This is a genomic window from Nocardia sp. MH4, from assembly GCF_019266065.1.
GTDB classification, from domain to species: Bacteria; Actinomycetota; Actinomycetes; order Mycobacteriales; family Mycobacteriaceae; genus Nocardia; species Nocardia canadensis.
On record NZ_LPNR01000053.1, the window covers coordinates 15001 to 27829 of the forward strand.

Consider the following 12829-nt stretch of genomic DNA (forward strand, 5'->3'; position numbering starts at 1 on the left):
GGCCGGTCGACAGCACTCGCACTCGACAGGTCGGTGACCGGCCCGGCGGGAGGACCGAACACCGCGGACACCGACGGCTTCCGGTCGGCGACGGGCTTGCCCGACCGTCGGCCGTGCCCGTCGTGCTGCGGACGGCGCGTCGTGCCGACGGTTCGTCCGCCGACCGGCCGGTGTTCGACCGGGTGTTCGCCGTCCACGGCGCCGCCGCAGGCCCCACACCGCGGCCTCGGAGGTTCGAATGACGAATCCTGTTCCCGCCCCGCCGCGTTCGATGACGGACGGAACGGCCGCCGTCGCCGTACCGGGCGCGCAGCGGCGCGCCGAGTTCCTGCGGTTGCTGGTCCAGCCCGTGATCGTGCTGATCCTCACCGTCGGGGTGCTGGTGTGGGCGTTCCGGCGCGATCTCACGCTCACCCAGCAGGCGAGCATCAGCGTCGGCAATATCGCCGAGGTCACCTGGCAGCACATCCTGATCACCGCGGCGGTGGTGATCATCGTCGTCGCGGTAGCGGTGCCGCTGGGCACGCTGCTGACCCGGCCCGGATTCCGCGGGCTCGCACCGATCTTCGTCGGCATCGCCAATATCGGTGCCTCGGCGCCCGCCATCGGCCTGATCGTGCTGTGCTACCTGGTCACCCGGACCACCGGATTCTGGGTGGGGGTCGCGCCGATCGCGTTCTGTTCGCTGCTGCCGGTGCTGCGCAACACGATCCTGGGTTACCAGGAGGTGGATCCGACGCTCGTCGACGCCGGTCGCGGGCAAGGGATGTCGTCGGTGCAGGTGCTGCGGCGCATCGAGTTCCCGCTCGCGGTGCCCTACATCCTGGCCGGCCTGCGCACCTCACTGGTGCTGGCCGTCGGCACCGCGACGCTGTCGTTCCTGGTGAGCGCGGGCGGCCTCGGCATCCTCATCGATACCGGGTACAAGCTGCGCGACACCGTCACGTTGACCGTGGGCGCGGTGCTGGCCGTCGCCCTGGCCCTGTTGGTCGACTGGCTGGGCGCGCTGGCCGAGCAGTTCCTCGGACCGAGGGGGTTGCGGTGAGGATCACCCGATGGTTGCGTGGGCTCGCGCCCGTGGCCGGTGTGCTGCTGATCGCGAGTTGCGGTCTGCAGTCGGGCGGTTCGGTGCCGCTGCCGGTGGGACCGGGCAGCATCGTGGCCGTGCCCGCCCTCGACGGCGTCGCCGTCACCGTGGGTTCCAAGGACTTCACCGAGGCCAATATCCTCGGCTATCTGATCGAATTCGCGCTCACGGCGGCGGGCGCGAATGTGCGTGACCTGACCAATATCCAGGGCTCCAACAGCCTGCGCGACGCCCAGTTGCACGGTCAGGTCGACATCGCCTACGACTACACCGGCACCGGCTGGATCAACTACCTGGGCAACGAGACGCCCGAACCGGACGAGGTGCGCCAGTTCGAACTCGTCCGGGACGCCGATCGCGCCGAGCACGACATGGTGTGGGCCGCGATGGCGCCGATGAACAACACCTACGCCCTGGTCGCGAGCAGGCGCACCGCCGAGGAGACCGGCGTGCGCACGCTGTCGGACTACGCGGCGCTGATCGCGAAGGACCCGGCCGCGGCCGCCACCTGCGTGGGCACCGAGTTCAACGTCCGCCAGGACGGTTACCCGGGGATGGCCCGCAAGTACGGCATCGATGTCGGTGCGGTGCAGAAACAGATCGTCCAGGACGCGCTGGTCTATCAGGCGACCGCCGACGCCGAGCAGTGCCGGTTCGGCTCGGTCGCGGCCACCGACGGCCGCATCCCGGCGCTGGATCTGGTACTGCTCGACGACGACCGCGGCTTCTTCCCCAAGTACAACGCCGCGCTCGTCATGCACGGACCGTTCGCCGACGCGCACCCCGAGGTCGCCGCGCTCATGGCACCCATCTCCGCCCGCCTGACCAACGCGGTGATCACCGAGCTCAACCGCCAGGTCGACATCGGCGGTCGCGAACCGGCCGACGTCGCGCGCGACTGGATGGTCGCCGAGGGGCTGGTCACCGTCGGCTGACCCCTCGCGACGGTTTGCCGAACTGTTACCGGGCTTCGCCCGAGATGTCCGAAACGCGGGCGTCCTTCACACCGCACGCTCAGCTTCCCGGGCCATGATGGACGACGGTGGTGACACCGGCAACCGAAACGCGGAGCGGCGTGGGGGTCCGCTTCCCGACTGGGAGGATGACGCATGACGATCGAATTCCGCAAGGTGACCGTCCTGGGGACGGGGGTGCTCGGATCCCAGATCGCGTTCCAGACCGCCTTCCACGGGTTCGACGTGACCGCCTACGACATCGACGACAAGGCGATCACCGCCGCACGTGGCCGATTCGACGAGCTCGCCAAGGTGTATCAGCAGGACGTCGAAGGCGCCGACGCGAGCAACACCGCAGCGACCGCGACGGGCATCACGCTGACCACCGATCTGGCGGCCGCGGCGGCCGAGGCGGACCTGATCATCGAGGCGGTGCCCGAGGTGCTCGAGATCAAGCGCGACCTCTACGGCAAGCTCGGGGCGCTGGCGCCCGAACGCACCGTGTTCGCGACGAACTCCTCGACGCTGCTGCCCAGCGACATCGTCGACTACACCGGCCGCGCCGACCGGTTCCTGGCGCTGCACTTCGCCAATCACGTCTGGAAGTTCAACACTGCCGAGGTCATGGGCACCGAGCGGACCGATCCGGCGGTGTTCCAGGCCGTGGTCGCGTTCGCGACGGCCATCGGCATGGTGCCGATCGAATTGCACAAGGAGAAGGCCGGTTACGTTCTCAACTCGCTGCTGGTGCCGTTCCTGAATTCCGGCATCGAGCTGGCGGCGGGCGGGTACGCCGAACCCGCCGCGGTCGACGAGACCTGGCGCATCGCCACCGGCGCCCCGATGGGCCCGTTCCAGATCCTCGACATCGTCGGCCTGACCACCCCCTACAACATCCTGATCAACGGCAGCGACGCGCACAAGAAGCTCGCGGCCTGGCTCAAGGAGAACTACATCGACAAGGGCAAGCTCGGCGCCGCCACCGGGGAGGGGTTCTACCGCTACACCGCGTAGTCCCGCTCGACATCGCCGGAACGGACAGAGGAGTCGGATGTACTACAGCAGTGGCAACTACGAAGCGTTCGCCCGTCCGCGCAAACCCCAAGGGGTGGAAGACAAGTCGGCCTGGTTCGTCGGCGCAGGCCTGGCGTCGCTGTCGGGCGCGGCCTTCCTGATCAGGGATGGGCAGATGTCCGGCGACCGGATCACCGTGCTGGAGCGGCTGAAGCTGCCCGGCGGTGCGCTCGACGGCATCAGGGAACCGAAGAAGGGCTTCGTCATCCGCGGTGGGCGCGAGATGGAGAACCACTTCGAATGTCTGTGGGATCTCTACCGTTCGGTGCCGTCCCTGGAGATCGAGGGCGCCAGCGTCCTCGACGAGTTCTACTGGCTCAACAAGGACGACCCGAACTTCTCGCTCCAGCGCGCCACCGTGCGACGCGGCCAGGACGCGCACACCGACGGCCTGTTCACCCTCACCGACCGCGCGCAGAAGGACATCGTGAAGGTGTTCCTCGCCACCCGCGAGCAGATGGAGAACAAGCGCATCGACGAGGTGTTCGGCGCGGACTTCCTGGCCAGCAATTTCTGGCTGTACTGGCGCACGATGTTCGCGTTCGAGGAATGGCACAGCGCGCTCGAGATGAAGCTGTACCTGCACCGCTTCATCCACCACATCGGCGGCCTACCGGACTTCTCGGCGCTGAAGTTCACCAAGTACAACCAGTACGAGTCGCTGGTGCTGCCGCTGTATCGGTGGCTGCTCGACCAGGGTGTGCGGTTCCGCTTCGACACCGAGGTCACCGACGTCGATTTCGACATCACCGGGCCGCGCAAACAAGCCACCCGGCTGCACTGGGTGTCCGAGGGCGTCGACGGCGGCGTCGATCTGACGGCGAACGATCTGCTGTTCGTCACCATCGGCTCGCTCACCGAGAACTCCGACGAAGGCGATCAGCACACGCCCGCGAAACTCGACGAGGGCCCGGCCCCGGCCTGGGATCTGTGGCGGCGGATCGCGGCCAAGGACCCCGCGTTCGGTCATCCCGACGTCTTCGGCGGCCACATCCCGGAGACCAAATGGGAATCGGCCACGGTCACCACCCTCGACGAGCGGATTCCGCGCTACATCCAGAAGATCTGCAAGCGGGACCCGTTCAGCGGCAAGGTCGTCACCGGCGGCATCGTGACGGTGCGGGACTCGTCCTGGCTGATGAGCTGGACGGTGAACCGGCAGCCACACTTCAAACAACAGCCCGCCGACCAGATCGTGGTGTGGGTGTACGCGCTCTTCGCCGACAAGCCCGGCGATTTCGTGCGCAAGTCGATGCAGGACTGCACCGGGGCGGAGATCACCCAGGAATGGCTCTACCACCTGGGCGTGCCCGAGGCGGAGATCCCGGAGATGGCCGCCGACGCGGCGACCTGCGTGCCGGTGATGATGCCCTACGTGACGGCGTTCTTCATGCCGCGCCAGGCGGGCGACCGGCCCGACGTGGTGCCCGCCGGCGCGGTGAACTTCGCCTTCATCGGCCAGTTCGCCGAGACCACCCGCGACTGCATCTTCACCACCGAGTACTCGGTGCGCACCGGCATGGAGGCGGCCTACCGGCTGCTCGATATCGACCGTGGGGTGCCGGAGGTGTACGCCTCCACCTACGACATCCGCTCGCTACTGGCGGCGACCAGCCGGTTGCGGGACGGCGAGGAGATGAGCCTGCCCGGACCGGACTTCGTCCGGCACCGGCTGCTGAAGAAGCTCGACGACACCGAGATCGGGCCGCTGCTGCGCGAGTTCGGCCTCGTCGGCGAGGACTAGGGGACACACGCGGGGCCCGATCCGTCCGGACCGGGCCCCGCGCTGTGTTCGCTGAGCTAGTTCTTGGTGATGTCCACGCCGGGAGCGGCGTCGGTGACGATCGAGTCGGCGGCCAGCACGGCGCCGCCGCCCCGCTTGCGCCGCGACCGCAGCCGCTTCTCCAGCGTCGTCGCCAGGAAGGTCAGCGCCAGGTTCAGCGAGATCATGATCAGCGCCACGACGATCAGCGCGGGGATGGTGTTCTGCTGCGAGGCACCCTCCTGCTGACCGGCGCGCACCAGTTCCACATAGGTGATCTGGTAGCCCAGCGCGGTGTCCTTGAGCACGACCACCATCTGCGACACCAGGGCGGGCAGCATCGCCGTGACCGCCTGCGGCAGCAGGATCAGGCGCATCAGCTGGGTCTTGCGCAGGCCCAGCGCCACCGCGGCCTCGGTCTGGCCCTTGGGCAGCGACCGGATACCCGCGCGCACGATCTCGGCGATGACCGAGGCGTTGTAGATCACCAGCGCGATGACGACCGCGGCCAGCGCCAGGTCGTCGGAGCGGAAGACCTTGTACTCGCCGAAGACGGCGAACAGGAAGATCATCAGGATCAGCACCGGGATCGCCCTGGCCAGCTCGACGATCGCGCCCGCGGTCCAGCGGATCCACTTGTGATCCGACAACCGCAGGATGCCGAAGATCATGCCGAAGATCAGCGCGAACACGATCGAGATGACCGCCGCGGTCAACGTGCCCCGCAGACCGGGCAGCAGGTAGGTCTCCCAGACGCCCGCTTCCAGGAACGGCTTCCACTTGGCCGCGGTGAACTGACCCTGCTCGTCGAACGCGTCGAACAGCAGCCAGCCGAAACCGGCCAGCGCGAGCACGACCAGGACCGAGTAGAGGTGATGCCGCAGGCGCGCGCGGGGGCCCGGCGCGTCGAAGAGGACCGAAGCTGCGCTCATCGGGCTACCTCGAATCGCTTGGCCAGCCAGCCGAAGAACAGGCCGGTCGGCAGGGTGAGAATGACGAAGCCGAGGGCGAAGATCGCACCGATCGCGAGCAGCGCGGCCTCGTTCTCGTTCATCTCGCTCATCAGGAAGGCGGCCTCGCCGACACCGATCACCGAGGCGATGGTCGAGTTCTTCGTCAGGGCGATCAGCACACTGCCCAGCGGGGCGATGACCGCGCGGAAGGCCTGCGGCAGCACCACCAGGCGCAGGTTCTGCGCGAAGCCGAAGCCGAGCGAGCGGCCCGCTTCGGACTGGCCCAGCGGCACTGTGTTGATGCCCGAGCGCAGCGACTCGCACACGAAGGCCGCCGTGTAGACGCTCAAGCCGACGATCGCCCAGCGATAGTTGTTGTCCGAGAGCGAATCACCGGCCAGCTTCCAGCCCAGGGTCGTGTACAGGCCCAGCGAGCAGAACACGATGATCAGCGTCAGCGGGGTGTTGCGGAAGATCGAGACGTAGGCGGAGCCGACCCAGCGCGCGACCGGGATGGGGGACACGCGCATGGCGGCGACGAGGGTGCCGAGGAGCAGCGCGCCGATCGCGGAGAAGAACGTCAGCTTGATGGTCACCCAGAAGGCGTCGAGGATTTCGGAGTCGTACCTCGAGATCAGGTCGAACACGGACGCGCGTCCTCCGATCGATGTGTAAGGGCCAGCAGGACTCGACCGCGGTGGCGGCCCGGGACTCCCGGACCGCCACCGCGGCGGTGATCAGTAGCGGTCGACGGTCGGCGGCTGCGGGATCGCGAAACCGGTGCCGGCGAAGGACTTCTCCAGCGCGGCCTTCCACGAACCGTCGGCGATCATCGCCTCGATCGCGTCGTTGATCTTGGTGCGCGCCTCGGTCTCGCCCTTCTTGATACCGATGCCGTACTTCTCGGTGGTGAAGGGCTTGTTGACCAGCTTGTAGGAGCCCGGCGACTGCGCGGCGTAACCGGCGAGGATGACGTTGTCGGTGGTCACCGCGTCCATCGCGCCGCCCCGCAGCGCCTCGATGCACAGCGAGTAGGTGTCGTAGGTCTGCAGCTGCGCCTGCGGGAACTTGTCCTTGATGTTCTGGGCAGGGGTGGAGCCCTTCACCGAGCACACCTTCTTGCCCGCCAGCGAGTCCGGGCCGGTGATGTCGGTGTTGTCGGCGCGCACCAGCAGGTCCTGACCGGCGATGTAGTACGGGCCGGCGAAGTCGACCTTCTCCTTGCGCTTGTCGGTGATCGAGTAGGTCGCGACGACGTAGTCGACCTGACCGTTCTCGAGCAGCGTCTCGCGCTGCGCCGACGGCGACTCCTTGAAGGTGATGTTCTCCGGCTTCACGCCGAGCTTGTCGGCCACGTACTTGGCCACCTCGACGTCGAAGCCGCTGTAGGTGCCGTCGGTGTTGCGCAGGCCCAGACCCGGCTGGTCGAACTTGATGCCGACGGTCAGCTTGCCGTCCTTGGCGTGGTCGAGCACCGACCCCTCGTCACCGCCGCCACAGCCCGCGGTGAGCGTGGCAGCCAATGCCAGTGCCGCGGCGCCGATTCCGACCCGCATCGCACGATTGATCCTCATCGAGTGTCCTTCTCCTGGTGATGGGTGGTGGTCAGTGACTGAGAATTTTGCCGAGGAAGTCCTTGGCCCGGTCCGAGGCGGGTGCGGTGAAGAAGGTCTCCGGCGCGGTGTCCTCGACGATCTCGCCGTCGGCCATGAACAGCACGCGGTCGCCGGCCCGGCGGGCGAAGCCCATCTCGTGGGTCACGACGAGCATCGTCATGCCCTCCTTGGCGAGCGAGACCATCACCTCGAGCACTTCGTTGACCATCTCCGGGTCCAGCGCGGAGGTGGGCTCGTCGAAGAGCATCACCTTCGGGTCCATCGCCAGCGAGCGGGCGATCGCGACGCGCTGCTGCTGGCCGCCGGAGAGCTGGGCGGGGTACTTGTCGGCCTGGTTGGCGATGCCGACCCGGTCGAGCAGGGCCAGCGCGTGCTTGCGCGCCTCGTCCTTCTTGATGCCGCGCACCTTCAGCGGCGCGAGCATGACGTTGTCGAGAATCGTCTTGTGCGCGAACAGATTGAACGACTGGAACACCATGCCGACCTCGGCGCGCAGCGCGGCCAGCGCCTTGCCCTCGGCGGGCAGCGCGACGCCGTCGATGGCGATGTCGCCGGAGTCGATCGGTTCGAGCCGGTTGATGGTGCGGCACAGGGTGGACTTCCCCGAGCCCGAGGGGCCGAGGACGATCACGACCTGCCCGCGGGGGACTTCCAGGTTGATGTGGCGCAGGACGTGGAGTTCACCGAAGTGTTTGTCCACGTTGCGCATCGAGATCATCGGCGGCGCGCCAGCAGTGGCGGCGGCGTCGGCTTTCCCGGTCGCGGGTGCGGCGTCGTCGGTCATGGTCAGAAACCTTAGGCGTTCTTCGGAGATTTGCCCGGCTTTCCGTGACTCGCCGCCACGGCACGCCGAAACGACACCGGCCGGTAACCTGCCGGTACCACGGGCGACTCCCGGACGCGACGCAGACCACATCAGGGGCGGGCCGTACCCTGGACGGGTGGATTCGAACGGACAGAACGCGACGGAGCGCGCGGTGACGCAGGCGCGCAGTTACGAGGTCCGCACCTTCGGCTGCCAGATGAACGTACACGACTCCGAACGCTTGTCCGGCCTGCTCGAAGACGCGGGCTATGTGAAGGCCGCGCCCACCGACACCCCCGACCTGGTGGTGTTCAACACCTGCGCGGTGCGCGAGAACGCCGACAACAAGCTCTACGGCACCCTGGGCCACCTGGCGCCGGTGAAGCAGGGCAGGCCCGGCATGCAGATCGCCGTCGGCGGCTGCCTGGCGCAGAAGGACCGCGAGACCGTCGTGCGCAAGGCGCCCTGGGTCGACGTGGTGTTCGGCACACACAACATCGGCTCGCTGCCGGTGCTGCTCGAACGGGCCCGGCACAACGAGGAAGCCCAGGTCGAGATCCTCGAATCGCTCGAGGCGTTCCCCTCGACGCTGCCCGCCAAGCGGGAATCGGCCTACGCCGGCTGGGTGTCGATCTCGGTGGGCTGCAACAACACCTGCACCTTCTGCATCGTGCCCGCGCTGCGCGGCAAGGAGGTCGACCGCCGCCCCGGTGACGTGCTCGCCGAGGTGCAGGCGCTGGTCGATCAGGGCGTGCTCGAGGTGACGCTGCTCGGCCAGAACGTCAACTCCTACGGCGTGAACTTCGTGGACCCGGAACAGCCGCGTGATCGCGGGGCCTTCGCCCAGCTGCTGCGCGCGACCGGACAGATCGAAGGCCTCGAGCGGGTGCGGTTCACCTCCCCGCATCCGGCCGAGTTCACCGACGATGTCATCGAGGCGATGGCGCAGACCCCGACCGTCTGCCCGCAGCTGCACATGCCGCTGCAGTCCGGGTCGGACCGGGTGCTCAAGGCGATGCGTCGCTCCTACCGCAAGGAGCGCTTCCTGGGCATCATCGACAAGGTGCGCGCGGCGATGCCGCACGCCTCGATCACCACCGACATCATCGTGGGCTTCCCCGGCGAGACCGAGGAGGACTTCCAGGAGACCCTGGACGTGGTGCGCCGGGCGCGGTTCACCAGCGCCTACACCTTCCAGTACTCCAAGCGGCCGGGAACCCCGGCCGCCGAACTGCCCGACCAGCTGCCCAAGGCGGTGGTGCAGGAGCGCTACGACCGGCTGATCGCCCTGCAGGAGCAGGTCTCGCTCGAAGCCAACCAGGCGTTGATCGGCACCGAGGTGGAACTGCTCGTCGCCGACGGCGCGGGCAAGAAGAACGCCGCCACCGCCCGGATGAGCGGTCGCGCGCGCGACGGCAGGCTGGTGCACTTCCGGCCCGGCACCGACGCGGGGATCCGCCCGGGCGACATCGTCGTCGTCGACATCACCGAGGCCGCGCCCCACCACCTGATCGCCGACGGCGCGGTGAAGTCGCACCGGCGCACCAGGGCGGGCGACGCGCACGAGCGCGGCGTGACGCCGAAGACCGAACCGATCGGCGTCGGCCTGGGGCTGCCGCGGATCGGCGCGCCCGCGGTCGAGCCGGTCACCAGTGGCTGCTCGACCGGCTGCTCGTGAGCTCGACGCCGGAGGACCCCGAACCTACTACCGGTCGTAGTGGGTCGGGTGCCGACGGCGCGGACGGTGATGGCACAGTAGAGCCGGGCGCACACGAGACCAGCAACGATCAGCCTGCGAACAGGAGCGACAACGCGGTGAACCGGGTGGACGACAAGGAATTCGAACAGTTCCGCGGCGAACTCGACGCGGTGGAACGCCGCATCGCCGGCGAGATCGATCCCGGCGCGCGGGCGCTGGTCGTGGCGGGCGCGGTCTTCGCGCTGCTGATCTCGCTGGTGCTGCCGACCGCGGGCACCGCGCGCGGGTTCGACGTGCTGCTCAACACCGAGGCCGCGGGGGTCGAGCACATCGGCCTGCCCTCGCGGATCTTCGTCTGGCTGGTCATCGTCTTCGGTGTCGGCTTCTCGCTGCTGGCGCTGACCACCCGCCGCTGGGTGCTGGCCTGGCTGGCCTGCGCGGGCTCGGCGGTCGGCAGCGTGTTCGGCGTGCTGTCGATCTGGCACCGGCAGACCCCCGGCCTGGGCAACTACGAGGGCGCCGGCCCCGGCATCGGCCTGATCCTGGGCACCATCGCGATCATGGTGCTCACCTTCCACTGGATTCGCGTGGTCTGGAGCCGCACCGCCGTGCAGCTCGCCGCCGAGGAGCAGCGCCGCAACGCCGCGCGCGAGGCCGAGGAACGCGATCGTAAGCGCCTGACCGGCGAATAGCCCGCGGAACGAGTGAACCCCCGACCATCCGGTCGGGGGTTCACTCGTTTCGCGAGCTCAGCGGTTGCTGACCGCGCCTTCGGCGGCCTCGGCCCATTCACGCCACTGCTTGGCCTGCTCGAGCGCCTTCTCCGCGTCGCGCTTCTTGCCCGCCGCGGTGGCCTTGGCGGCCTGCTCCTCGAACTGGGCGACCCGCTCGCGGAACTGCGCGGCGCGCGCCACCGCCTCCGGATCGGTGCGCCGCCACTGCTGGTCGGCGGCGTCGCGCACGCGCTTCTCGATGGCGCGCAGCTTGCCTTCCAGCTCCTGCATGCGCTCGCGCGGCACCTTGCCGACGGCGTCCCACTTGTCCTGCAGCTCGCGCAGGGCGTTGCGGGCGGCGTCGAGCCCGGTGGCCGGGTCGATGTGCGCGTAGGCGCGCAGCAGCTCCTCCTTGGCGGTGGCGTTGTGCTCGAACTCGGCGTCGCGCTCGGAGACCGCCGCGTTGCGCGCGGCGAAGAACACGTCCTGGGCGCTCTTGAACCGCCGCCACAGCGCCTCGTCGGCCTCGCGCGGGGCGCGGCCCGCCGCCTTCCACTCGGTGAGCAGGTCGCGGAATACCGCGGCCGTGCCGGTCCAGTCGGTCGAGCCCGACAGTTCCTCGGCGCGTACGCACAGCTCTTCCTTGCGCGTCTTCGCCGAAGCGCGCTCGCGGTCGAGCTCGGCGAAGTGCGCGCCGCGCCTGCGGTTGAACGCCTCGCGGGCCTTGGAATAGCGCTTCCACAGAGCGTCGTCGACCTTGCGGTCGACCCCGCGGATGGACTTCCACTCGTCGAGGATCTCGCGCAGCCGGTCGCCCGCGTGCTTCCACTGGGTGGACTCGGCGGCGATCTGCTCGGCCTCGGCGGCAAGGGCTTCCTTGCGCTCGGTGTGCTCGTGCCGGGCGCGCTCCTTCTCCTCCTTGGCGTGCGCGGCGGCCTCTTCGGAGTGCTCGGTGATCGCCTGCAGACGCACGGCCAGGCCGTCGATATCGCCGATGACGGCCGCGGTCGGCAGTGTCTCGGCGATCGCGAGTGCGGCCGCCTTGGTCTTGCGGGCGTCGGCGCCCGCGGCCAGCCTGGCCTCGAGCAGCGCCACCTCGGTGGCCAGGTCGTCGAAGCGGCGGCCGAAGTGCTCGAGTCCTTCGGCGGCGTCGCCCGCCTGCCAGGACCCGATGATCCGCTCGCCGTCGGCGGTCTTGACCCACGCGGTGCCGTCCTCGTCGACCCGGCCCCACTTGCTGGGGTCGGTGACCGTCGGCACGACGACCGGATGCGGATGGGGTTGATCGGGGCCCGGCGCCGGTTTCACGGCGTGTGGCTTCGGCGGACGCGGAGACTTTCCGCCGGGCTTGGGGGTACCGGACGGTCGCGGGCCCGGACCGGGGGTGGGCTTCGCGGTTCCGTTGCTGTCGGTCATTGCTCTCCGTCCCTGCCGCGCGTCACGGCTGCCTGGTTACGCCCTAGCACATCCCATTGAACCCGGTCGGAGCCGAGGAAACCATCGATCCGAGTGATCGGATGCCGGATTTCCTGGGATTTCGTCCCGGACGACGTGGGTAGTCGCACCTGAAAACACTAGCAATCTCGGCGGGCATCACCGCGCCGGACACTCGCAGACGGCTGCCCGGTCGCGGTGCGGCGGGTGCGGCCCCCGGCGCGCGGTACGGCTACGGTTACCGCGTGTTCTCGATAGCGGCCCTGGTCCCGTCGCCGCCGATGCTGGTGCCCGAACTGTGCGGGCGCCGGGTGGCAGCGGGCAGTGATCCCGACGACCCGACCGCGGTGCTGCGCGCCGCCGCCCTCGACGCCGCGGCCACGCTCGCCGCCGCGACCGACCGCTGGACGGTCGTCGGCGTCGGCGCGCGCGACCAGAACTTCGCGTCCACGACCAGAGGGACGTTCCGTGGCTTCGGCGCCGACGTCGTCGTCGGGCTCGGCCCGGCGGGGCCGGACGCGGCCCCAGCAGACCCCCAGCTTCCCCTGCCGGTCCTGGTCGCCGGATGGTTGCGCGAGCAGGTCGCCCCCGGGATCTCGGTGGCGGCGCGGCTGCTGGCCGCCGACACCACGCCCGCGGACTGTGCCAGGGCGGGCGCGGCGCTGCGGGCCGAACTCGACGCCGACCCCGCCCCGCACGCGGTGCTGGTCGTCGCCGACGGCGCGGCGAC

At 69.1% G+C, this 12829-nt stretch carries 11 protein-coding genes and 1 pseudogene; 7 read left to right on the plus strand and 5 right to left on the minus strand.

Annotated features, from left to right (window positions below; translation table 11 throughout):
• Positions 1 to 271: 271 nt before the first annotated feature.
• The 4 genes from ATM97_RS03470 (at position 272) to ATM97_RS03485 (ending at position 4861) form a co-directional block, all read left to right on the plus strand.
• A complete protein-coding gene (locus ATM97_RS03470; RefSeq protein WP_218716478.1) occupies positions 272 to 1045 on the plus strand; it encodes an ABC transporter permease in 774 nt (257 codons plus the stop codon).
• Positions 1042 to 2022, plus strand: a complete 981-nt coding sequence (locus ATM97_RS03475; RefSeq protein WP_218716468.1) for a glycine betaine ABC transporter substrate-binding protein — start codon at positions 1042 to 1044, stop codon at positions 2020 to 2022. Before ATM97_RS03470 ends, ATM97_RS03475 begins: the two co-directional genes overlap by 4 nt.
• A 174-nt stretch (positions 2023 to 2196) precedes the next feature.
• On the plus strand, positions 2197 to 3057 hold the full coding sequence (locus ATM97_RS03480; RefSeq protein WP_218716469.1) for a 3-hydroxyacyl-CoA dehydrogenase: 861 nt from the start codon (positions 2197 to 2199) through the stop codon (positions 3055 to 3057).
• A 37-nt stretch (positions 3058 to 3094) separates the two neighbouring features.
• A complete protein-coding gene (locus ATM97_RS03485; protein WP_218716470.1) occupies positions 3095 to 4861 on the plus strand; it encodes an oleate hydratase in 1767 nt (588 codons plus the stop codon).
• Positions 4862 to 4917: 56 nt separating this feature from the next.
• Here the strand turns inward: ATM97_RS03485 and ATM97_RS03490 are convergent, their stop codons facing one another.
• The 4 genes from ATM97_RS03490 to ATM97_RS03505 form a co-directional block, all read right to left on the minus strand.
• Positions 4918 to 5811, minus strand: coding sequence for an amino acid ABC transporter permease (locus ATM97_RS03490; RefSeq protein WP_218716471.1), 894 nt, complete (start codon positions 5809 to 5811; stop codon positions 4918 to 4920).
• Complete coding sequence (locus ATM97_RS03495; RefSeq protein WP_218716472.1) at positions 5808 to 6479, minus strand: amino acid ABC transporter permease; 672 nt, start codon at positions 6477 to 6479, stop codon at positions 5808 to 5810. The genes ATM97_RS03490 and ATM97_RS03495 overlap by 4 nt, the downstream gene beginning before the upstream one ends.
• Before the next feature lie 90 nt (positions 6480 to 6569).
• Complete coding sequence (locus ATM97_RS03500; protein WP_218716473.1) at positions 6570 to 7406, minus strand: glutamate ABC transporter substrate-binding protein; 837 nt, start codon at positions 7404 to 7406, stop codon at positions 6570 to 6572.
• A gap of 31 nt (positions 7407 to 7437) precedes the next feature.
• Positions 7438 to 8166: an amino acid ABC transporter ATP-binding protein gene (locus ATM97_RS03505; RefSeq protein WP_218716479.1), complete on the minus strand. Its 729-nt coding sequence runs from the start codon at positions 8164 to 8166 to the stop codon at positions 7438 to 7440.
• Between the two features lie 304 nt (positions 8167 to 8470).
• Between ATM97_RS03505 and miaB the strand changes: the two genes are divergently transcribed.
• Positions 8471 to 9931 carry a tRNA (N6-isopentenyl adenosine(37)-C2)-methylthiotransferase MiaB gene (gene miaB / locus ATM97_RS03510; protein WP_255586916.1) on the plus strand — a complete coding sequence of 487 codons (1461 nt, stop codon included), beginning with the start codon at positions 8471 to 8473 and terminating at the stop codon, positions 9929 to 9931.
• 137 nt (positions 9932 to 10068) lie between these two features.
• A complete protein-coding gene (locus ATM97_RS03515) occupies positions 10069 to 10644 on the plus strand; it encodes a hypothetical protein (RefSeq protein WP_218716474.1) in 576 nt (191 codons plus the stop codon).
• A gap of 57 nt (positions 10645 to 10701) precedes the next feature.
• Here ATM97_RS03515 and ATM97_RS03520 read toward each other — a convergent pair whose 3' ends face one another.
• The gene (locus ATM97_RS03520) at positions 10702 to 12081 is read right to left on the minus strand and encodes a DUF349 domain-containing protein (protein WP_218716475.1); all 1380 of its coding nucleotides are present in this window, start codon (positions 12079 to 12081) and stop codon (positions 10702 to 10704) included.
• A gap of 263 nt (positions 12082 to 12344) precedes the next feature.
• Here ATM97_RS03520 and ATM97_RS03525 point away from each other — a divergent pair.
• Positions 12345 to 12829: pseudogene (locus ATM97_RS03525) on the plus strand (hypothetical protein); the annotation flags it as partial.